This is a genomic window from Aliiroseovarius sp. ABM4_368 (assembly GCF_056161205.1).
The window spans coordinates 1-21028 of the sequence record NZ_JBSWYR010000010.1 but is presented as its reverse complement, the minus strand read 5'-3'; the positions used below and the strand labels follow the sequence as shown (position 1 = coordinate 21028).

Below are 21028 nucleotides of genomic sequence, written 5' to 3'. Positions count from 1 at the left end.
GGCACGCACTCGCTCCGCCGGACAAAAGCAGCGGAGATTTACCGAAAGACCGGAAACCTTCGCGCGGTCCAACTGTTACTTGGTCACACGAAGATCGATAGTACCGTTCGCCAATTCAATGCGGGTCTTTGCCCCCTGCGCGGCGTTGGTCGGTAACGAGCCCAACTTGTGAATTTACTTTTTCCGCTGCGAGAGCACGCAGCGCGAAAATCGCTGCAAGTGTTCGATCTACAACGCTGAGCGGCGGCAGAGATATCCTCCGAAGCGGACCTTCGGGTTCGGCAGGTGACCGATAGCTCTGGGTGGTATCCCCCAAAATTTCGTTGGACGAGTTTTGTCGCTTGGCGCCGACGCGCGCCTTGGAACTTTGCATCATTGTTTTCTTTGAAACACCGCCCCAAACAGCCGTCTTGGCGGCATCGCCGAGAACAAGAGCAGCAAGGCACCAACGGCGAGAAGTGCCGCGCTGCCGGGCCGTTCGAGGAATACCATCGGGTCACCACGAGACAGCAACATTGCACGACGAAAAAACTCTTCCATCATTGGTCCGAGGACGAACCCGATCAGCATGGGGGCGGGTTCGAACCTGAAAAGTCGCAGGACGTAGCCGATCACGCCAAATGCGAGTGTTGCCCAGACATCGGTCAGCGAGTTTGAGATACCGTAGACACCGACGCAGATCATCATGATGACCGTAGGATAAAGGTAGTAATGGGGCACGCGGAGAAGCCGGACCCAAAGGCCGATCAGGGGGATGTTCAGGATCAGCAGGAACAGGTTTCCAAACAGGAAACTTGCGATCAGCCCCCAAAATAGATCTGGATGTTCCGAAATCAGACGAGGTCCCGGGGTGATGCCGTGGATCATCAATGCTCCGATCATCAACGCCATCGTGGTGGATCCGGGGATACCCAGTGTCAGCGTCGGGATGAACGCGGTCTGCGCGGCCGCGTTGTTGGCAGCCTCTGGCACAACGACGCCTTCGATGGCACCCTTCCCGAACTCAGTCTTGTTCTTGTTGATCCGCTTCTCCAAGGCATAGCCGACGAAACTCGCCACGGTTTGCCCCGTCCCGGGTAGAGTGCCAAAGAACGACCCGGTGGCCGAGCCGCGCAAGGCCGGGAAGAAACTGCGCACCCATTCGGAGCGCGTCGGGAAGAACCCGCGCCAAGAGAGCTTTGCGCCAGCATAGCTTTGTGTCGCGCCACGCAGCGAGACCATCACTTCCGACACGCCGAAAAGCCCCATGGCAACCACAACCAGCGACACACCGTCGCGCAATTCGGGGATGCCGCCCGTGAACCGGGTTTCGCCTGAATTCACGTCAACGCCAATCGTACCCAACAGCACGCCCAGGCACACCATCATCAGACCACGAAGCGCCCCCGTGGAGCTGACGATGGAGGCCGCGATCAGGCCAAGCACCATGACGGAGAAATACTCGGCCGGTTGGAACAAAAGGGCGAATTCTGCTAGCTTGGGCGCAAGTAGCATGATAACGATGACACCCACAATCGCCCCGAAGAAAGACGCAAGGGATGTCGCAAAGAGCGCAAGTCCGGCGCGTCCCTGACGTGCCATCGGGTATCCGTCGATGCAGGTGACGGAGGACGAGGGCGTTCCCGGTATATTCAGCAGGATCGAGGCGATGGACCCGCCATACTCGGCCCCGTAATAGACGCCAGCCAGCATGACCAACGCGGTCGAAGGCTCGAGGTAGAATGAAACGGGCAGCAGCATGGCAACAGCGGCCAAAGGCCCGACGCCAGGCAATACCCCAATAAAAGTTCCAAGGAAGACACCGACAAAGCAGTAAAAAAGGTTTGTCGGCGTGGCAGCCGTTTCGAAACCAAGAGCGATGTTTGCCACAAGGTCCATATCAGGGCCACCGAACCGCAACAAAGGGCATGCCAAGCCCTTGCACGAAGATCAGCCAAACCCCGGTCGCAACTCCAATCGCAAGTGCTAGCCTCGGTAGCCAGTGGAAGCCCGGAATGGCTGATCCGGTAGCAAAGACGGCGACCAAGGTGGCGGGAAGGACGCCGAAGAGCGGTGTCAGAAACGCAAAGGCACCCACCCCAGCGAAAACGCCAACAACCGCAATCGGATCGGCGCGTTCCGTCTCGACCGGTGTGCGCAGGCTCTGAAAAATGACCAAAATGGCAAGGATCACCAAAGTGCCGCCCACAAGCGCCGGGAATGCTCCGGGCCCCATGCGCCGGAAAGTGCCGAGATCGAGCGAGGCCACGGCACCTATGGTAAATGTCAGACCCGCCGCCAACATTATGAGCGGTCCGATCAGAGAAATCAGTGAGTTGTGTCGCATTGCACCCTATCCGGATTGAACTCGTCACCAGCATACTCTTTCGGCACTACAATCCGGCCAGTGCGAATACCTTCAGCGAAGTCATCGATTTCGTCCGAGATCGCCTCCGGGACATCCCGACCGAGGGAGAGGTTTACGAAATCACCCTCCGCCAGACCGAACTCGACGACATGGTTCGGAACGTGACCGCCCACCATGTCCTCAATTGCACGGCACACGCCGGTGTCTATCCGCGCTATGGCCGACGCGACGAACACGCTGGGGTCGCGCGCCACCCAATCCAACGCGTTTCCTATCTGCCGGATACCGTGTTCGCGGCATGCGCGGATGGCACCGCCACGCGCACCGTTCAGCATTGTGAACAGGATGTCGGCACCGGCGGTGATCTGCGCCAATGCCCATCGATAGGTCACCTCGCCATCGTCCTGAGTACCACAGAACCCGGTTAGAACGTCCACGGCGGGATCGGCATGTGCCACACCCGCCGCAAAGGCGGCACGTCCCTTCAGCCCAGGCGGCACGCGGTGCCCCGACAGATGCGCTACGGTGCCGCTTTGCGTCAGACGTGCGGCCAGGCAGCCCGCAAGAAAGGCCGAGTCTTCCTGACGCACATCATACGATGCCAGGTTCGGCCCGGTCCTGTTTCCTTGAACAATGGCGAACCGTTTATCTGGGTTGGCCGTAGCCAGTTCAGGTGTTGCCAGATTGCCCTGTCCACCGATGAAAACCAGTCCGTCATGATCTGGCAGGATGGCGGCCATCCTGTTTCGGATCTCTTCCTGGTCGTAGCTGACACCAGAGATGATGCTGATCTCGGCAAGGTCGTCGTTCGAGGCTGCCTGCGCTCCGGCCAGAGCGCTGGCATTGAAGCCAGCGTCTTCGACCTCACCCACGAAAAATACAGCGATCTTCATGAGTTACTCAAGCGCCGTCTGCACAAGTGGCGTCCATAGCTCAAGCTGGCCAGCCACGTAGTCCGAGAATTCCGCGCTTGTCTTGGGACTGCGCACCAAGCCCCAGGTGTCAAATTGAGCAAGCACATCTTCGGATGCCATCGCCTCCGCAAGGGCGGCATCGAGCTTGGCTTTGATTTCGTCCGATACACCGGCAGGTGCGCTCACTCCGAGCCAGTTCTCTGCCACGAAGTCATAGCCCAATTCGCTGAAGGTCGGCACGTCGGGCAGCGAAGACAATCGTTCGGTTGCACTGACGGCAAGCGCGACCGCGGTCCCTTCTTCGACCGACGGCAGGTTTTGTGGCACGGCGTCGAAGATGGCCGGAACCACACCGCCCCTGAAATCCAACCGCATCGGGCCTGACCCTTTGTAAGGGACATGGAAGAGTTCTGTTTCGGTCACATTCTGGAAGTGTTCCGCAATGACATGGCCCCAAGAACCAACACCGGAGCTGCCATACTCGTACTTTTCTGGCTCGGCCTTCGCTGCTTCGATCATTGCTTCGAGGGTGGTGATTTCCAGCTCAGGCGACACAAACAATGCGAGATTGACCGTTCCGATATAGGTGATGTGATCGAAGTCCGCGATGGGATCGTAGGGTGTGTCCGGAAAGCGGATCGGCGCGACATTGAACGGCGTTAGGTTCGACAACATAAATGTATACCCGTCGGGCGCCGCTTCTTGCAGCGCAGTTGCCGCAACCGTTCCGGCGGCTCCGGGTTTGTTTTCGACAACGAATTGCTGGCCCAGCGAGACCGACAGTTTTTCCGACAAAAGCCGGGCGACCAGATCGCTCGACCCGCCAGGCGGGAAAGACACCAGAATTCGAACAGGTCGTTCGGGCCAGCTTGTTTGTGCGAGTGTCGGTGTCGCGAGGGCCGCAATCGAAGCCGCCGTGATTGCGAGGAGTGTTCTACGGTTCATCAGCATTCTCCCTGAGTAAATATGAAACTACGGTACCACCACACCGCAAAATCGGCGGTCGAAGAAACTGTGGTTTCTTAGTCGGAAGCGCCTTGGTCACTGGGTTCGCCTGTTTTTTGGGCATGTTTGCGGGGTTAGTGGCGAATTTTTCCCCACAAGCTCCTTGAGAAAATAGTGCACGCCCGGCATATCCCCTCATCGAATCGAGGAGTTTGAGCTTGCTTGACTTCATGCGCCGATGCATTCTCGGCACATGAAATTTGGATTTCACGAGGACGCATCTTTCCTGAGCAGGGTCAAAGCCGCGCTGCCGGAGTTGCATCGCGCAGAGCGGACATTGGGGACGTTTCTTCTTGAGTTTCCCGGAGATCTTGCCTCCTACGACGCGCAGGAATTGGCGCGGCTCAGCGGTGTTTCCAAATCAACTGTGTCGCGCTTTGTCCGGCGGTTGGGATTTGAAAACTACGAAAGTGCCCGCCGAGCGGCCCGCACGGAAAGACAGCGCGGATCGCGCCATTTTCTCGCGCATTCGGAAAGCGTCCCACCTGAGAAGCTGCTAGCCACCAGCCTTGAAGAAGAGTTGGAGAATGTTTCGCATACGTTTGAACGCATCGACATGGCAGAGCTCGATGCGCTCGCGCAGGCCATTGTATCTTCGCGTAAGGTCTGGGTCGCTGGCTATCGGATCAGCCATAGCTTTGCATCCTACGTCTATTGGCAATTGATCAAAGTGGTTCCCGAAGCAGCTCTGATCCCGCAGGCTGGGGAAAGTCTGGGCGAGCACTTTGCGGCCATGCAGCCCGACGACATCGTGATCTGGATCGCCCTTCGCCAAAAGATGGGCAACACTGACGCCGCTCTCCAACAACTGGATCGGTTGGGCATTTCGACCGCATTGATCACAGACGATGGCACCGACCCGAACCATCGCACAAAATGGCATTTCCGCTGCCGGATCGAAACCTCAAGCCCACAGTTCAACCATGCCTCAGTCACTTCCTTATGCCACCAGATCGTCACGCGGGCGACTCTGAGAGCTGGCCTTGATGCCCGAAAGAGATTGCGACGCATCGATGAATTCAACAAGGACTTGGGAGAGGTGTAGTCACCAAAATCGGTTTAGGAGAGCCTTACGATCAATCGAGTTCGCAAACCCCTGAGCAAATGTCGGGCTTCGAAGCGATTTAGTGCTCGGGCCGAAAGCGCCAGTTGACCCTCAAGTACCGTGTGACAGGTTCGTCTTCGTTTTCATTGTTGGAACGCACCGGAGCTAAAAGGCCGGTTTGAAATCCGTCAGGATCGGCCTCCTCCAAAAACCGCTTCGGTGACTTGCGCTGCGCAGCATCGATTGGCGTACCGCATGTGCGAGAGCTTTCAGCGCCAGCGAAAGCCGCGAGCATATATGTCCGCACTGTCCGCATCGTTCGAGCTCGTGCAAGGCGCAGCGAAAGAGCGGTTTGACTTCCACCCGAATTGGTTCGTTTGAATGGCCGGTCTGGGGGAATTCACTGCGTCACCGAAGTTCCTGTGCTGCGCGCGCGAGGGAATGCTGCGTCAGCAATAGCCGCATCTGCACAAGTCTGGTTTGTCCGCGTCATTTCGGTTGGTTCAAAGTGCAGCGAAAGTCACTATTTCTCAGAGCGCGTGTTCGTGCTTCTTGCGGCGAAACAGCCTTAAGAGCCCATGTTGACAAATTTCTGTATAGCAGCGACGGTCTCCCGGATGTGATCAAAGGTCGTGAGTTCAGACATGAAAAATTCTACCAACCGAACTTTTGGTGTCGTCGGACTAGGCAATTTTGGCAGCACCGTCGCAAAGGAGTTGCAGCGATTCGGCAATCACGTCATTGGGATCGACATATCCGAAGCACGCGTCATGACCCTTGCCGAAACACTCTCTCAGGCCATGATCGTGGATGCACGCGATGATGCGGCTTTGCGGGAAGCGGGCTTTGGTGATTGTGATGTGGCCGTTGTTGCCATGGGTGACGATCTGGAGGCCAGTATCCTTGCGGCGATCAACCTCAAACTTGTCGGCGTGCCGGTTGTTTGGGCCAAAGCCACGACCAAGACGCATCACCGAATCCTGAGCAAACTTGGTGTCGACCGGGTCATTCATCCGGAAGTTGAGGTCGGTCAACATATCGCGCAGGTTTTGCATAACCCGCTGGTGCGTGACTATGTCAGTCTGGGCAACGGCTACCACGTTGTCAATTTCCGTATCCCTGAAAGCCTTGAAGGCAAGAGCCTGAAAGATCTGCCGCATGGCGAAAAATTCAATCTGCGTTGCATCGGGGTCATGCGCGGAACTGAATACGTTGGGCAAGATGCGACAGGATGCCAACTGGAGCGGGACGACCTTCTGCTATTGCTCGGCCAGCGAAAAGACTTGCGCAACTTCGCCGCCAGCCTCTAACCATGGCATTCCGACCTTCAAGACTGGTGATACGTTTCGCGACCTTGCGGATGCCACCCCCCGCGGTTCTGGTGCTCTTTTACCTCGCCTTCATCATCTTGGGTGCACTCCTGCTCTGGCTACCGATCTCGCATCACGGGAACATCGGACTGGGCGAAGCGCTGTTTACATCAACCTCTGCCGTGACCGTGACAGGGCTTGTGCTTGCTGATACGGGAGCTGCTTTTACGGGCTTTGGGCAGGGTGTCATTGCCGTGCTCATTCAACTCGGCGGGTTGGGTTTGATGACCTTTGCGGTGCTCTTGCTTGGGGCGCTCGGCATTCCGGTAGGTATGCCACAACGCCTGATCCTGCGCGAAGACCTGAACCAGACATCGCTGTCAAACTTGACCTATCTTGCGCGCATCATCTTTATCATCGCCCTGGTTTGCGAGGGGATCGGGGCTGCCTTGCTGGCCCTGGTCTTTGTTCCCGAGTTCGGCTGGCATGGCATATGGCAGGCGATTTTTCATTCTGTTTCGGCCTTCAACAACGCGGGCTTTGCGCTTCATCCCGACAGTCTTTCTCAATGGGTAGGTAACCCGATCGTCAACATGGTAATCGCGGCCCTTTTCATTCTGGGAGGGCTCGGGTTCATTGTCGTGGGGGATATCTATCAGAAACGCCAGTGGCGTAAACTCACGCTGCATTCCAAACTGATGATGCTCGGAACCGGCATTCTGATTGCCTGGGGGAGCGTCATGTTCGGGCTTCTCGAATGGACGAACCCCAACACCTTGGGCCAGTTGAGCACTGGTGACAAATTATGGGCAAGTTGGTTTCAGGGTGTCACCCCGCGTACGGCCGGGTTCAATACGATCGACACCGGCGGAATGCATGACAGCACGACCATGTTGACGATGACACTCATGTTGGTTGGTGGTGGCAGCACCTCGACCGCAGGAGGGATCAAAGTGACGACACTCTGCGTGTTGTTGCTCGCCACGGTTGCTTTCTTCAGGCGTCAAACAACTCTGCACGCCTTTGGGCGCTCGTTGGGTGTCGACGAAGTCATGAAGGTCCTCGCTCTCACGACCATTTCCATGCTTCTGGTTCTAACGGGCATTTTTGTGACCTCGATCAATCACGACGGCGAATTCATCGACCTCGCGTTTGAAGTCACATCGGCATTCGGCACTGTGGGCCTGTCGCGCGGGACGACAGGAGAGCTTGATGGCACCGGCAGGGCCATCATCATGGCAATGATGTTCATCGGCCGGGTCGGCCCTCTGGCCATCGGTTTTTTCCTCGCGACCCGCAGCGCGCCGCGGGTAAAGTACCCCGCAGGGCAAATATATCTTGGGTAACCGTGAGGTATAGGTCGAAGGGCCGCTTTGTCTAAGATTTTTTGATGCGGGCCAGTGCGTAAGTTTTGTATTGAGCGGTGTGGCCCGCGTTGACAAATCTGACAAGGTGGAAGCCGCGGGATGAAGGTGTCGCGCTATGGGAAAGCGCAGGCCCCAGTCCCTGATTTGGGTTAGCGTTTCGCGGGCATCTCCGGGTTTGGAGGCTCAGCGTTGGGGTCTTTGGCATGGGATCGGGCACTTTTATAGGCCTTGCTGCGTTGGCTTTGGCTCCTGTCGCGACGCGTCGATGGCAGTGAGCCAAAGCCATCCTTTGACCGGCGCGGTGAGCGTCGGGCTGAGGAATGGGCGGAAGATGGGCTTTTCATCATGCGGCCTGCTTTCTTGGCGGGGCTCGGGTTCGAGGTAACTGCCTACGCCGGAAAGTCTCGATGATGCGCATCTGTCCGCCACACTCGGGGCATGGTTCGCGCAATGTGAGGGGTTGTGGCGTTTCCTCTGACGGTTGGTCTGGGTGCGCTGATCTGATGTTCCCGAGCAGTGCGCAGATTTTGGCGACCTTCTCTTTGCGGCTAGCCCCGGCCAGGAAGCCGTAGTGGCGGATGCGGTGGAACCGGTCGGGGAGAACGTGCATGAGGAAGCGGCGGATGAACTCGTGTGTATTGAGCCGCATCACCTTCATGCGATCCCCGCGCTTGATCCGATAATCTTTCCATTTGAATGCCACGATGCCCGCATCGGCGCTGACGAGCCGATGGTTTGAGATGGCGACACGGTGGGTGTATCGGCTGAGGTAAGCCAGTACAGCTTCAGGGCCGCCAAACGGTGGTTTGGCATACACAACCCAGTCGGTTTTGCGGAACGGGGCCAGCCATCTGGCGAAGGCACTGGCGTCTTCCAATACAGTGAGGTCACCGAAGAACCTCAGCTGTCCTGCATGGTGCAAGGCCATGAGACCTTCGACAAACAACCGCCGGAATAGTCGCGACAGCACGCGCACATGCAGAAAAAACCTAGGTTCGCAGGCAATCCATCGGGTGCCATCCGGCGATAGGCCACCACCCGGCACACTCATGTGGATGTGCGGGTGATGGGTCAGCGCTGAGCCCCAGGTATGGAGAACGCTGGTCATGCCGACGCGGGCACCAAGGCGTTTGGGGTCGGCGGAAATGGTCGCCACCGTCTCTGCCGATGCTTTGAACAGCAGGCCGTAAACGGCACGCTTGTTCCAAAGTGCAAAGCGCGCGATCTCCGCCGGTAGAGTGAAGACCACATGGAAGTACTCGACCGGAAGCAGGTCTTCGGCGCGGGCCGCCATCCAGTCTCGTGCCGCTGGTGCCTGACACTTCGGGCAGTGCCGGTTTTTGCAACTGTTGTACGCAATATGCTGGTGGTTGCATTTGGTGCAGGCCGCCACATGCCCGCCGAGCGTCTCTGTTCGGCAGGCCTCAATCGCTGACATCGCTTTGAGCTGGCTCAGGTTGACCGCATGCGCCTGCCGATAGGTCGGGCCATGGGCACGAAAGATATCAGCAACCTCCAGTCGTGGGCGTGGCAACGCCGGCAGACGTCACTCCGACCTTCGGTCCCGCAGTTGCGCCAACAGCTCGTAGGGGCTGTCGGTATCCCGGATCAGTTTGGTCGCCACATGGGTGTATTGCGCGGTGGTGCTGAGCTTGGCGTGACCGAGCAAAACCTGGATCACGCGCACATCCGTCCCGGCTTCAAGCAGGTGGGTTGCGAAGCTGTGCCGCAAAGAGTGCAGCGTGCTGCGCGGCTTCTTGATCCCGGCAAGGTGCTTGGCTGCGCTGAAGGCGCGATGCAATTGCCGCGGCGACAGCGGGTTGATCCGGGGCTTGCCGGGGAAAAGCCAGCCATCCGGACGCGCTTCTTTCCAATAATCCCGCAACAAGCCAAGCAGTCCTGGCGAGAGCATGACTTTGCGGTCTTTGCCACCTTTGCCCCGGTCGACATGGATCAGCATCCGATCGCTGTCGATATCAGTGACCTTGAGGTTACAGACTTCCGACGCATGCAACCCGTTGCCATAGGAAATACTGAGTGCAGCCCGATACTTCAGACCCGGACCCGGCGCGACCCTGAGGATCTCGAGCACCTCTTCGGCGCTGAACACCACAGGTAGTTTGCGCGGTTCCGTGCGAAAATGCAGGCAGTCCTTCATCTCCGGGCGCTTGCACGTCGTCTCAAAAAAGAACCGCAGCCCGACAAGTCGCGCGTTGTAAGTCGACGGGGTGACGTTCGTGTCAACCATATGAAGTTGGTAGGCGCGCAAGTCTTCGGATGTCGCAGTGTCCGGCGACCGCCCAAGGAACTCGGCAAGGTACCGAACCGCCCTGATATGCGCCTTCTGCGAGCCTTCACCCAGCCCTTTGATCCGCATATCTTCGATCATCCGCGTGCGCAGCGGTGTTGTCTTTTGGTCCACCATGGGATCCTCCTATCCGTTGATTGAGAGGTCCCAATCGTCGGATAGACTTGCCCATTTCCAAAATCCCGGTGGTCAGATCACCGCGCCGCCATCACCACAAGCGCCATTGCCCCGCGAGCGGCTTCGTCCTTGGGCTCGAACCGGACATTTTCCAGCGTCGCGCGAAGGTCAGTTCTTTTGGGGTCGAGTGCGGCTCAGTGCAGAAAACCACTCTAAGGATTTATATCGTTTAATATCAATGATATATAATGCAAATACATTGTCATTGAACGTCAAATAAGTCACAGACAATAGTGTGCATATTCAGCTGCTTAACTTCTTAACGTGTCATCTTGCACTGAGCCGCACTCGACCCCACTGACGGCAGACTTCTAAACAATGGGGTGCCAAAATCGCAGTATTCTGTGTTAGTTATGACCTGCGCTCATGTCATTCATACAGACAAAACAAAGGACAGCTCATGAAATTCCTTGCCCCGATCCTGTTTTCGCTTGCCTGTGCGGGAGCGGCCGTGGCCGAAGTTAAGGCCGATGTGCCGTATGGCCCGCGCGACCGCAACACGATGGACATTTATATGCCTGACGGCGTCGAAACCCCGCCCGTTGTGCTGTTTATCCATGGCGGGCGCTGGTTCCGAAATGACAAGACGCAGGTTCAGCTTTATGGCCGTGTTGAGGCGCTGAATTCTGCTGGGTTGGCCGTTGCTGCCATGAACCACACCTATTCCAGCGAAGCCATCTGGCCCGCTCAGAAAGAGGATGTCGAAGCCGCGCTTCGGTATCTCGCCGACAAAGCCGCCGCGCTTGGTATCGACGCAGACCGCATGGGCGTTTGGGGCCAGTCCTCAGGGGCACATCTGACGCTTTGGTCTGCGCTGATTGCCGCGGGCACGGACGATCTGGATGTGGATGCAATTGTGGCCTGGTATGCCCCATCCGACCTAGCGGCACTCAGAGGCGACCGCGTGACCGATGAGGTGCCCGGCGAGAATGAACGGTTTGAGGAGCCTTCGCCCGAAAGCCTTCTTCTGGGGGCTTCTGTTCCCGACAACCCCGACGCGGCGGATGCGCTTAGCCCGCGCGCGCAGATTGCCGAACTCCCTGCCGGGGTTGACCTCCCGCCAATTCTTTTGACCCACGGCACAGCAGATTTTGTGGTGTCCCCCCGCCAAAGTCAGCGCCTCTATGATACGCTGCAAGAGCACGGCCATGAGGCATCTCTGAGTTGGGTCGAAGGCGGAGGCCACGGCGGCGATGGTTTCGACGCGGCAGTCCCGGAAGCGGTCACGTTCTTTGCTGATCACCTTGGGGTGTCGGAGTAGTTTCTGAAGAAGCGCGGAGCATAAAACCCTTTTGTAATCACTCGAAAAACTTTGTTTTCAGGCACGCGCCTCGACCACACGGCACCGTAAAACCCTTTGCCACGCAAGGGGATGATCTCTCTGTGGTGCCGCGTCTTTTATCTTTCCATCCTTCACGCGCCCTCCCGACCACTTCCGCCATTCCTCGCCTGCCATACCGTTGTGCCGCTGCAATAAGATGAGTTGCAATGCTAAAACCCACCCAAGAAAGGCAGCTAGAATAGTCGCCTTGTGAGGCGCTCAGAGACAAGCTACAATAAAGCGGCAAGTGTCCTGACGGTCTGTCCAGTTTACAGTAGCGTCGTAAGTGTGTTGATGGGAGCGTTGCGGATTAAGCACATGGGGCAGGTTCGATGGTTCGCGCAGGCCAAGACTAACACAAACCCTCCGTGCTTGCGCCGCCCTTGCAATCTAAAGGCCAATCCGACGGCTATCGCGATAAAACAACATGACAGTTGTATCTGGTGCGCTCACAGCGAGGCGTTCCGCTTCACGGCAATGCCATTTTGCATGATCAGCGCAATATGGGCCCCCTGTTCGGTCAGCAGGTCCAGATTGTCCAGCGGGTTGCCGTCCACCGCGATCAGATCACCAAAGGCGCCGGGCACCAGCGCACCGATCTGCCCTTCCATCCGCAACACTTTTGCCGCGTCCAGCGTGGCAGAGCGGATCACATCATGCGCCGGAATATAGCGCCCGCGCAGGGGAAATTCGCCGGATTGTTCGGACTGCATGCCGCCCAAAAGATCTGAGCCGTAGCCCATCGTCACGCCCGCTTCGTGCATTTTGACCAAACGCTCTAGTCCCGGCAGGCGCACATCTTCGATCTTGGCGACTGATGCGGGTTGCAGGCCAAATTCCGCACCGCGACGGGCCAGCAAGTCATAGGTGATATTTGTCGGCACCACGACCGCCCCTTCGCGTGCAACGCGTGCGATGGTCTCATCGCTAATCAGGTTACCGTGCTCGATACAGGTGATGCCACAATCCAGAGCGCGCACGATGGCGTCATCGGCATAGAGATGCGCGGCAACGTAGGTGCCGAAGTTATTGGCAAGCTCGACAAGAGCGTTCAACTCTGCGGCGGAAAACACTAGATAACCGACCGGATCGGAAGGTGAGGAGACGCCTCCGTCGGCCATCACCTTGATGAATTGAGCGCCCGATTTGATTTCTTCGCGGGCGGCGCGCAGAACTTCGGGCAGACCGTCGCAAATCCGGCCCATGGCGCCCAGTTGAGACGCGTACCAGTCCACGGGGCGGTTGTCATAGGGGCCACGATAATCTGTGTGGCCGCCAGTCTGGGAAAGGGCCTTGCCGCAGATCACTAGACGGGGGGCGATGAAGTACCCCTCTTCCACGGCTTGCTGCAGGCCCCGATCCGCGCCGCCAAGGTCGCGCACCGTGGTAAAGCCGCGCATCAGCATCTGGTTCATCAACCGCGCGCTTTTTGCAGCAATCAGGGAGGAGGGGGCTGCCGCATTGGCGCCAAGATCGGCACTGGCCGCGATTGTATGCACGTGACAGTCGATCAGGCCGGGCATGACGGTATATCCGTTCAGGTCGATCTCCTCGTCCGCGGTAAACGTGACGGTTGATGCTACCTCTTTGATCTTGCCGTCCTCGATGGCGATTTGCATCGGATCGGTGGGGCGGTCTTGGCTGCCGTCAACGATGCAGGCGTTTTTGACAAGTGTGCTGGTCATTGGGTTTTCCTTACTTTTTTCAATGCCTCGGGTGCAGCTGTTCAATCGCTTAAGGCCGGGATCAAATGTTTGGCGATGTGGGCCATATTGGGCAGATCATCTGCGGTGTAGGCGTCCAACGCTGCGTTGAGCGAAAGCACACCAATCGTCCTGCCGCCGCTGACAACGGGCGCGCAGGCGCAGGCTTCGCAGCCTTTGGAGAGGATCAGCTGCGCGTCGGGAAAAGCCCAAAGCACTTCGTTGGCGCCATTCCCCAGCCACACTTGCCCACCGTCGATCACAAGCTTGCCCCAGGGTGTGCCGCCCATGGGTTTGAGCGCGCCGATCAGGTAGTCGTCGGGCGACGAGCTATGGACCCGCAGAACATTCACCGGATCGGGCAGCACTTTCAGAATGGTCATAAATCGGAAGTCGAACTGCTCTTTACAGATTTGCGTAACACGCGCGAAATCCGCTTTCATCTGGGCGGTGACCGTGTGGTTTGGGTCAGCCATAGATCATCTCCGGCAGCCAAAGGGTGATGGCAGGGAAGGCAACCAGCAACAAAAGCGTCAGCACATCCATGCTGATGAACCACGTGACGCCTTTGAAAATTGTCGGCAGCTCGACTTTGTTGCCAAGGGCGCTTTTGATCACAAAGATATTCAGGCCGACCGGCGGGGTGATCAGCCCGATTTCCAGCAGTTTGATCAGAATTATGCCGAACCAGATCATATCCATGTCCAGCGACACGGCTAGTGGCAGAACCAGAGGCGCGGTCAGCAACAGCAGGCCGATGGAATCAATGAACATGCCCAGCACGATATACAGCACCGACACCGCGAGGATCAGGATCAAGGGACCGGCTGCGCTTTCGACAAAGAGCTGTTCCAGTACCCTGTTTAACCCCGCCACCGCCGCATAGCGGGTCAGCAGCGCGCCGCCGATGATGATCACAAAGATCGCCGTAAATGAAAGGGCGGATTGTTTCAGCGCCGTCCAAAAGCCTGTCAGCGAAAATGTACCCATGACAATGGCGGTCAAGACTGCGCCCAATGCGCCAAGCGCGCCCGCCTCGGTTGGTGTGGCCCATCCCATCGAGATCGAGCCCATGACGATGGCTATCAGGATCGGGAGCGGGGCCATGTCCATCAGAAGCTGGCCAAGGCCCACCGTTGGCTCGTCCTCGGGGTTGGCCCCGCCGCCGGCAAGGCTGGGGTTCAGCGTGCAGCGGGCTACGATCATGCCGATGTAGACTGTCATCGACAAAATGCCCGGCAGAATGCCCGCCATAAACAGCGCTCCTATTGAGACATCCGAATACACGCCATAGAGGATCATCAGGATGCTTGGCGGGATCAGAGACCCCAACGTGCCAGACGCCGCAATGGTCCCGCAGGCCAGCCCCGGATCATAACGACGGTTGAGCATTTCGGGGATGGCGATTTTTGACATGGCAGAGGCCGTGGCCACCGATGACCCGGATGCCGCCGCAAACAGCGCGCTGGCCAAAACACTGGAACAGGCCAAGGCTCCGGGCAGACGTGCGAGAAGTTGCCGCGACGCGCGGAATAGCCCGCTGGTCAGCCCTGTCTCTGAGGCCACAAAGCCCATCAACAGAAACATAGGCACGGCAGAAAAGCTCCAGTTGGAGGCGAGATCATAGGGAATCCGCGCGAGCGAGCCGATTGCCGCCCGCAGGCTGATTTCATAGGCGATGCCGACAAAGGAAACCGCGATCAACGACAGGCCGATGGGCACGCGAATGGCGATCAGCGACAGCAAAGCAGCCAAGGACACCAGAATGGGGGCGAGGTCTTCAAGCATCTTGCTTCGTGCCCTTCAAATTGCGGATGGTCAACGCAAAGGCCGCCACCGTTGAGCTAGCAAAGGCCAGTGGCAGGATCCAACGCACGGGCCAGACCGGCATCAGATTGACCCCCATCGCCACTTCGCTTCGCGCGGTGGAGGACACAGCTTGTTCAAAAGTGATGTAGGTCAGCAGACCATAAATCCCGAGAGACAAAAGGCCCGACACAATCACCGACAGCCGTTTGGCCGCGACCGGGAAGAATCTGTAGAAAAGGTCGGTGTCAATATGCTCACCCCGCACCTCAAGGATCATGATGGGCAGGAAAACGACGGGGATCATGAAATAGAACGACACAACCTCCATCGTCCCTGTCAGCGGTGCGCTGAGTGTTGTGCGCAAGATCACATCCAGAGAGATTGCCAACAGAATGGCCAGCACGGCGCAAGCCGCAATCGCCAGTTGCAGGCGCGCAAAACGGTCGAGTGCGTCAAGCGGCCGTGACAGGATATTGAGTATCATTCGCAAGCCTTTTGGTGAAAAAAGAGGACGACGGACCGCATGATGCAGTTGGGAAATCGAAGGGTGATGCGGCCACATCCGTGTCGTCGCCGCATCTATCCCATAGGGTGCAAACGCTTCAGACATACGTTTTCGAACAGTTTAGTACAGACCGTAGGTCGACAGATCGATCTTGTCGTAGATCTCGGTCTGCATCAAAGTAGCCAGCGTCTCTTTGTCCTCGACCGGTACATCGGCCAGCATGACGTCCCATTTGTTGATCGTCGCTTGGAACCGCGCCAACAGCGCTTCGGCCTCTACGATGTTATAGGTTTGCTGAATGATCGGTACGGCGTTGTCGGGCTGTGCCGCGCGGAAAGCGGCAATCGACGCGGCCAGATCCTCGCCGGGTGCATGGAAGGTCACACCCTTAGCCTTGAGGTTTTTCTCTGCTTCGACTTCTTCGAGCAGTGTGCCGTCTACGATCAAAGCAGCCATTGCGTCTGCTTCCGCGTAAAGTGCCGCACGACGCTGGTCCTCGGTCAATTCAGCCCAGACAGCGGGGTTATACCCGTGGCCCAGACCTGCCCAGAACATCGTCACCGGCATGTCGGTAATGTGTGGCGCGACCTCGTAGAGCTTGCGCACATAGGCGTCCGCAGCGGTGGTTGTAGTGCAGGTCAGCGCCCCTTTGTCCAAGGCACCGTATTGTTCGTTGGTGTTAAAGGACACGGTCGCCGCACCGGCGGAGTTGGCCCACTCAGCGGGCGCACGGCCGGGAAGCCGCAGCTTGGCACCGTTCAGCTCCTCTAGGGTGGTAATTGGTGTGTTGCAGATCAGCTTGTACTGATGTGTCGTATAGGACCCGGTGTAAACGACGCCATGACCGGCCCATTCTTCCAGCAACATCGGTTCTGTCATGTTGAATTCGGTCGCGGCCGCGATGACGGCGCGCGGATCGCCAAAGGTCATGCCTAACTCTTCCAGCGCGTTGGCCACGGGCAGATCACTTGGTGTGTACTGCGCAAAATGGCCCGAGACGTCCGCGAGACCGTCTGCGATCTCCTGCAGGTTGCCACCCGCCGTCACGCGGGCTGATCCTAATTCAACCTCTGCTGTCAACGTGCCCCCGGAGCGTTCAGCAAGCGCCTCGGCCCAATAAGTATAGAGATAGCGCGAATATTGGTGCTGCGGTGGCAGCCAGGTCGCGGCGGTGACTGTGTCAAGTGCCGTTGCAGCACTTGGGGCCAGAGACGCACCGGTCAGGGCCGCGCCCAAGACAAGAGTCTTTTTCATTTATTTTCTCCACTGTTGGCTAGTTGTTTATCTTTTAGGACGATGACATCAGGACCGGTAACAGGCTTAATTACTGCCCCTGTAAGAAAAAATTTAGCAAAGCCCTGCCGCATCTGCCGTGTTGCGACCTCTTGATGGCCGAAGGAATTTGTAAATCCGTAGCCGCGCAAAGTGTTCGATGCGATGGCCCAATGGGTCTCTTGCTCTGCTTGCGACATGCCCGGCAGATCAAACGTTTCGGTCCAGAACCGCAGCAGATTTTCACGCCAGATGACGATGGCATCTTGAACCGCTTCTGACAGGTATTCTTCAACCCGCATCCCCAATGACATTTCCATAGTGGCGATGAATAAATCACTGGCAAAGGCCGCAGATGTCTCCTCAACAAATTGCGCGCGGTCAATTTCACCGGATCGCAGGCGCTGGGAAATTCGGGTCAGGCAGATCGAGAACTCCGCCAGGACATCTTCAAAGGCGGCAGCCACAAGCGCGTCTTTGCTGGCAAAGTGGTGGAACAGCGCCCCCTTGGACACGCCCGCTTTCTTCAAAAGCGGTGCAATCGAAAGCCCCGCAAACCCGTTCGAGACCAGGTGCTCAATCGTCGCCTGTTTGAGAGCGGCAATGGTTTTCTCGGAATCACGAGTGCGCGTAGTTGGCGTGTTTTTTTTCATCACCTGACCTATAAATACCAACCGTTCGGTATGTAGCGTAACTCAATGATTCTCACTCTGTCAACTAATTCCAGAACAGCACATGCGAAAGCGGACGCAGAGCCGGCAATATGACACCAGCAAACACTGCGTTTTCTACCACCTATATCACCTCGTCTGGTCGACCAAATATCGCTACAAGGTTCTGGTCGGCGATCTGCGTCTGAGAGTGCGAGACATCTGTCGACAGGTCTGCCGCGAGAACGGGGTCGACATCCTGCGCGGGGTTCTGTCATCCGATCACGTCCACATGGGGTCTGATCCGGCTGGGGGAGGAATCGTATCATAAGCTTGTTTAGACATGGTTGTCTGACGTCAGCGCCTATGGGTCCAAATAGGGTGATTTGATAAGAGAGTGTTCTTGGCTCATCAGTAACCACTGAGGAGTGTACGATGAGAAAGACAAGTAAGAGCCCTGGCGAGAAGGTCGTCAAAGACATCAAGCGGGCAACGCGCAGACAATATTCGGCTGAAGAGAAGATCAGGATCGTTTTGGATGGCCTGCGCGGGGAAGACAGTATTGCTGAGCTTTGCCGCCGTGAGGGCATCTCTCAGGGTATCTATTACAAATGGTCCAAGGACTTCATGGAGGCCGGGAAGCGCCGGCTGGCTGGTGATACCGCCCGTGCGGCCACAACCGATGAAGTCAAAGACCTGCGCCGGGAAGCACGCGATCTGAAGGAGGTCGTGGCTGAGCAAACGCTCGAACTCCGCTTGCTCAAAAAAAGCATGATCGGGCCCTCTCGGTGAATGCCTGCATTCACCTGCCGGTTTATAGATGGGGGCGACCAAGAATGAGGTATGCCGCATCTGAGAAGCTGGAGATCATCAGGCTGGTGGAGGGATCGCACCTGTCAGCGCGTCAAACGCTGGCCAAATTGGGTATCCCGCGCACCACGTTCTATCGTTGGTATCACCGATACCTGCAGCTGGGCGAAGCTGGACTGCAGGACCAATCCCCTAAGCCAAAGCATGTCTGGAACCGTATCCCTGACGAAGTGCGGCGCAAAGTTGTGAAGCTGGCGCTAAAGGAGACCGAACTGTCACCACGAGAGCTGGCTGTGACCTTCACGGACAAAGAAAGCTACTTTGTCTCAGAGGCTTCGACATATCGGATCCTGAAGGCGCACGACCTGATGACCAGCCCCGCCTTCATCGTGCTCAAGGCAGCAAACGAGTTCAAAGACAAAACAACGGCCATCAACCAGCTTTGGCAGACCGACTTCACCTATCTCAAGGTGCTGGGCTGGGGGTGGTTCTATCTCAGCACAATCCTAGACGACTACAGCCGCTACATCATCTCTTGGAAGCTCTGCACGACCATGAGGGCAGAAGATGTGACTGAGACACTTGACTTGGCATTGCAAGCATCAGGCTGCGATCAGGTTCACGTCGTCCACAAGCCACGCCTGCTCAGCGACAATGGTTCCAGCTACGTCTCAAGTGATCTGGCTGAATGGCTGCAAGACAAAGGCATGAAGCATTCTCGCGGCGCACCGTATCACCCCCAGACGCAGGGCAAGATCACCTCTCGGGACATTTGCTTCGCAAATACCCTGCCGGTCAACGGAACGATGGCACCAAACCCGGAAGAACCGCATCTTGCTGGAAAACTACTTCCTGCCGGGTGACCTCGAAGCTCAGATCGAAGCCTTCGTCGATCACTGCAATCACCAGCGCTATCACGAGAGCCAGAATAACGTCACACCTGCCGACGTCTACTTTGGCCGTGACAAAGCCATTCTAAAACAAAGGGAAAGGATCAAACGAAAGACACTCGAAGCACGGCGCTTGCATCACAGCCAACGCGCCGCATAATCAAACCAATCAGATCAGCCAAATCCTCTCTTAGTTTAGGCCGCCTTTGGTTCCAAAAACTCTGACGACGGACAGTACGCTCAGACTTGGTCAAATTCGGGCCACAAAGCTGACATATGAGAGTGAAAAATTGGAGTGACAGGCAGCAGGCGGCGGATCATGTCCAAAATCGCATTGACGGCAAACTATCTCGGAGGCGCGCTTCTGGCCCTAGGCCTAGTGGGCATAGGCTTGTCAATGCCCAAACCCGGCTGGCAAGCACTGAGCGAGCGGCTTCCAGATTGGCTGACGAGCTTCGAGAACGGTGGTCTGGCCGCTGTCCTCGGCGTCGCCATGATCGCCATGGGCAGGGCCGTGGACCGGGGGGCGAGAACAATGAAGACCGATCAGGTGAGCGCGCGCGCCGCGTCTTCACCCGCACATGCCAAAGTCTGGGCTATGGAGTATCCTGGCAGTCTGGATGTGTTCGCGGCCTACAACGGCCCCGACGAAGGGCCCGAGGCGCGCAGGAGGCGAATGCAGACCTCGGCAAAAAACAAGGTTGGGCGGCTGCTTGCAGCAAGTGATTTCCCGCTCATATTGCAAGCGATGACTGATCCCCCTGACGTATTGCAGGATTACTGCTCCATTAGTGGGCGGTTTCCCATGGTTTCGGCTCGCCTCGCGGAATTTTTGAAGACGTTGGACCTTGGAAATGGCTCTTTCTTCGAAGCGCAATTCTATGCCGAGGACGGAATGGAAAGGCTTCCTTGGTCCCATGCCTTTTGGAACATTGGCAACACGAAAGAGAGCTTCATTCCGGAGCAAAGTAACGTCAAGCGCATTCCCATCTCCGCATCTGTCGAGTTGTACTCGTTATCCAGAAATTTGCAGGACGAAGGAATTGCTGTCGGGCCTCAGGCTCTGGACGGCCCTGACGTCTGGATCGAGCCGAAGCTCGCGGATTGCATCCTTTTCTCCGACCGCTTTGCGCAGCTCATGCAAGAGCACCACCTGCTGCACCTGTTCGAATTGAAAGCGGTCCGCTTGATTCTGCCTGATTAACACCTGTGCAAAGCTGTAGTGGCGGACACAAGTCGGGTGATTGTCGCGCAGATCAGCCTCGTCCCGCGAACTCTGGCGCATAGATCACTCCCGATAACCGCCGTTGGCGCAATCCGCAGCATTGGTCAATAAGGGCTCAGAGCGGCCAAATGCACCTGCAGCACCGGCGCGGTCGGGCGCCGTCCGAGAACTGCCCTTGCCAATGAGGATACAATTCCACGGCCAGCGCGGTGCTGGTGTATGGGCTTGGAGGGAGGATTGGAGGGCATATCATGCCAAAAGTCCAACTTCCCGCAACCACCCCGAAACGCAGAGCCTGGAACAAGGGGCGGATCATCGGTCAGAAGCGGCCACTCTTGCCAAAACAGGTCTGGGCGATCCGGGCGCGGCT

General features: G+C 57.3%; 18 protein-coding genes and 3 pseudogenes. 9 read left to right on the top strand and 12 right to left on the bottom strand.

Annotated features, from left to right (window positions below):
* Positions 1-156, top strand: a 156-nt coding sequence (locus tag ACXAH3_RS16110; RefSeq protein ID WP_474863268.1) for a tyrosine-type recombinase/integrase, incomplete at its 5' end; no start/stop codon positions are given.
* A 216-nt stretch (positions 157-372) separates the two neighbouring features.
* Here the strand turns inward: ACXAH3_RS16110 and ACXAH3_RS16105 are convergent.
* From ACXAH3_RS16105 to ACXAH3_RS16090, 4 genes are read right to left on the bottom strand one after another with little or no spacing between them, the layout of a single operon-like run.
* The gene (locus tag ACXAH3_RS16105; RefSeq protein ID WP_474863267.1) at positions 373-1878 is read right to left on the bottom strand and encodes a tripartite tricarboxylate transporter permease; all 1506 of its coding nucleotides are present in this window, start codon (positions 1876-1878) and stop codon (positions 373-375) included.
* 1 nt (position 1879) lies between these two features.
* Complete coding sequence (locus ACXAH3_RS16100) at positions 1880-2326, bottom strand: tripartite tricarboxylate transporter TctB family protein (protein WP_474863265.1); 447 nt, start codon at positions 2324-2326, stop codon at positions 1880-1882.
* Positions 2308-3240, bottom strand: a complete 933-nt coding sequence (locus ACXAH3_RS16095) for a BMP family ABC transporter substrate-binding protein (RefSeq protein WP_474863263.1) — start codon at positions 3238-3240, stop codon at positions 2308-2310. Before ACXAH3_RS16095 ends, ACXAH3_RS16100 begins: the two co-directional genes overlap by 19 nt.
* 3 nt (positions 3241-3243) lie before the next feature.
* Positions 3244-4206 (bottom strand): Bug family tripartite tricarboxylate transporter substrate binding protein, encoded by a 963-nt coding sequence (locus ACXAH3_RS16090; protein WP_474863261.1) that lies wholly within the window; start codon positions 4204-4206, stop codon positions 3244-3246.
* Positions 4207-4459: 253 nt separating this feature from the next.
* Between ACXAH3_RS16090 and ACXAH3_RS16085 the strand changes: the two genes are divergently transcribed.
* The 3 genes from ACXAH3_RS16085 (at position 4460) to ACXAH3_RS16075 (ending at position 7967) form a co-directional block, all read left to right on the top strand.
* The gene (locus tag ACXAH3_RS16085) at positions 4460-5311 is read left to right on the top strand and encodes a MurR/RpiR family transcriptional regulator (protein ID WP_474863259.1); all 852 of its coding nucleotides are present in this window, start codon (positions 4460-4462) and stop codon (positions 5309-5311) included.
* A 644-nt stretch (positions 5312-5955) separates the two neighbouring features.
* On the top strand, positions 5956-6621 hold the full coding sequence (locus ACXAH3_RS16080; protein WP_474863257.1) for a potassium channel family protein: 666 nt from the start codon (positions 5956-5958) through the stop codon (positions 6619-6621).
* A gap of 2 nt (positions 6622-6623) precedes the next feature.
* A complete protein-coding gene (locus tag ACXAH3_RS16075) occupies positions 6624-7967 on the top strand; it encodes a TrkH family potassium uptake protein (RefSeq protein WP_474863255.1) in 1344 nt (447 codons plus the stop codon).
* Positions 7968-8331: 364 nt separating this feature from the next.
* On the opposite strand, the gene ACXAH3_RS16070 is transcribed toward ACXAH3_RS16075, so the two are convergent.
* Together ACXAH3_RS16070 and ACXAH3_RS16065 are read right to left on the bottom strand one after the other, a co-directional pair.
* Complete coding sequence (locus ACXAH3_RS16070; protein WP_474863253.1) at positions 8332-9522, bottom strand: IS91 family transposase; 1191 nt, start codon at positions 9520-9522, stop codon at positions 8332-8334.
* Positions 9523-9534: 12 nt separating this feature from the next.
* Positions 9535-10413, bottom strand: coding sequence for a tyrosine-type recombinase/integrase (locus ACXAH3_RS16065; RefSeq protein ID WP_474863251.1), 879 nt, complete (start codon positions 10411-10413; stop codon positions 9535-9537).
* Positions 10414-10873: 460 nt separating this feature from the next.
* Here ACXAH3_RS16065 and ACXAH3_RS16060 point away from each other — a divergent pair, with 460 nt between their 5' ends.
* Positions 10874-11734, top strand: a complete 861-nt coding sequence (locus ACXAH3_RS16060; protein ID WP_474863249.1) for an alpha/beta hydrolase fold domain-containing protein — start codon at positions 10874-10876, stop codon at positions 11732-11734.
* 509 nt (positions 11735-12243) lie between these two features.
* Here the strand turns inward: ACXAH3_RS16060 and ACXAH3_RS16055 are convergent.
* The 6 genes from ACXAH3_RS16055 to ACXAH3_RS16030 all read right to left on the bottom strand — a co-directional run bounded on the left by ACXAH3_RS16055 (position 12244) and on the right by ACXAH3_RS16030 (position 17736).
* On the bottom strand, positions 12244-13479 hold the full coding sequence (locus tag ACXAH3_RS16055; protein ID WP_474863247.1) for a metal-dependent hydrolase family protein: 1236 nt from the start codon (positions 13477-13479) through the stop codon (positions 12244-12246).
* A gap of 41 nt (positions 13480-13520) precedes the next feature.
* Positions 13521-13973: a GAF domain-containing protein gene (locus ACXAH3_RS16050; protein WP_474863245.1), complete on the bottom strand. Its 453-nt coding sequence runs from the start codon at positions 13971-13973 to the stop codon at positions 13521-13523.
* Entirely contained in the window at positions 13966-15285 is a 1320-nt protein-coding gene (locus ACXAH3_RS16045) for a TRAP transporter large permease (RefSeq protein WP_474863243.1), read from the bottom strand. The genes ACXAH3_RS16050 and ACXAH3_RS16045 overlap by 8 nt, the downstream gene beginning before the upstream one ends.
* Positions 15278-15790 (bottom strand): TRAP transporter small permease, encoded by a 513-nt coding sequence (locus ACXAH3_RS16040; RefSeq protein ID WP_474863241.1) that lies wholly within the window; start codon positions 15788-15790, stop codon positions 15278-15280. The genes ACXAH3_RS16045 and ACXAH3_RS16040 overlap by 8 nt, the downstream gene beginning before the upstream one ends.
* Before the next feature lie 141 nt (positions 15791-15931).
* The gene (dctP, locus tag ACXAH3_RS16035; RefSeq protein ID WP_474863240.1) at positions 15932-17065 is read right to left on the bottom strand and encodes a TRAP transporter substrate-binding protein DctP; all 1134 of its coding nucleotides are present in this window, start codon (positions 17063-17065) and stop codon (positions 15932-15934) included.
* Positions 17062-17736, bottom strand: a complete 675-nt coding sequence (locus ACXAH3_RS16030) for a TetR/AcrR family transcriptional regulator (RefSeq protein ID WP_474863238.1) — start codon at positions 17734-17736, stop codon at positions 17062-17064. The genes dctP and ACXAH3_RS16030 overlap by 4 nt, the downstream gene beginning before the upstream one ends.
* 82 nt (positions 17737-17818) lie before the next feature.
* Between ACXAH3_RS16030 and tnpA the strand changes: the two are divergent.
* From tnpA to ACXAH3_RS16010, 4 genes and pseudogenes are all read left to right on the top strand, one after another.
* A pseudogene (gene tnpA / locus ACXAH3_RS16025) lies at positions 17819-18028 on the top strand (IS200/IS605 family transposase); the annotation flags it as partial.
* A gap of 140 nt (positions 18029-18168) precedes the next feature.
* Positions 18169-19593: pseudogene (locus ACXAH3_RS16020) on the top strand (IS3 family transposase).
* A 159-nt stretch (positions 19594-19752) separates the two neighbouring features.
* The gene (locus ACXAH3_RS16015) at positions 19753-20637 is read left to right on the top strand and encodes a hypothetical protein (RefSeq protein WP_474863237.1); all 885 of its coding nucleotides are present in this window, start codon (positions 19753-19755) and stop codon (positions 20635-20637) included.
* A gap of 272 nt (positions 20638-20909) precedes the next feature.
* A pseudogene (locus ACXAH3_RS16010) lies at positions 20910-21028 on the top strand (integrase); the annotation flags it as partial.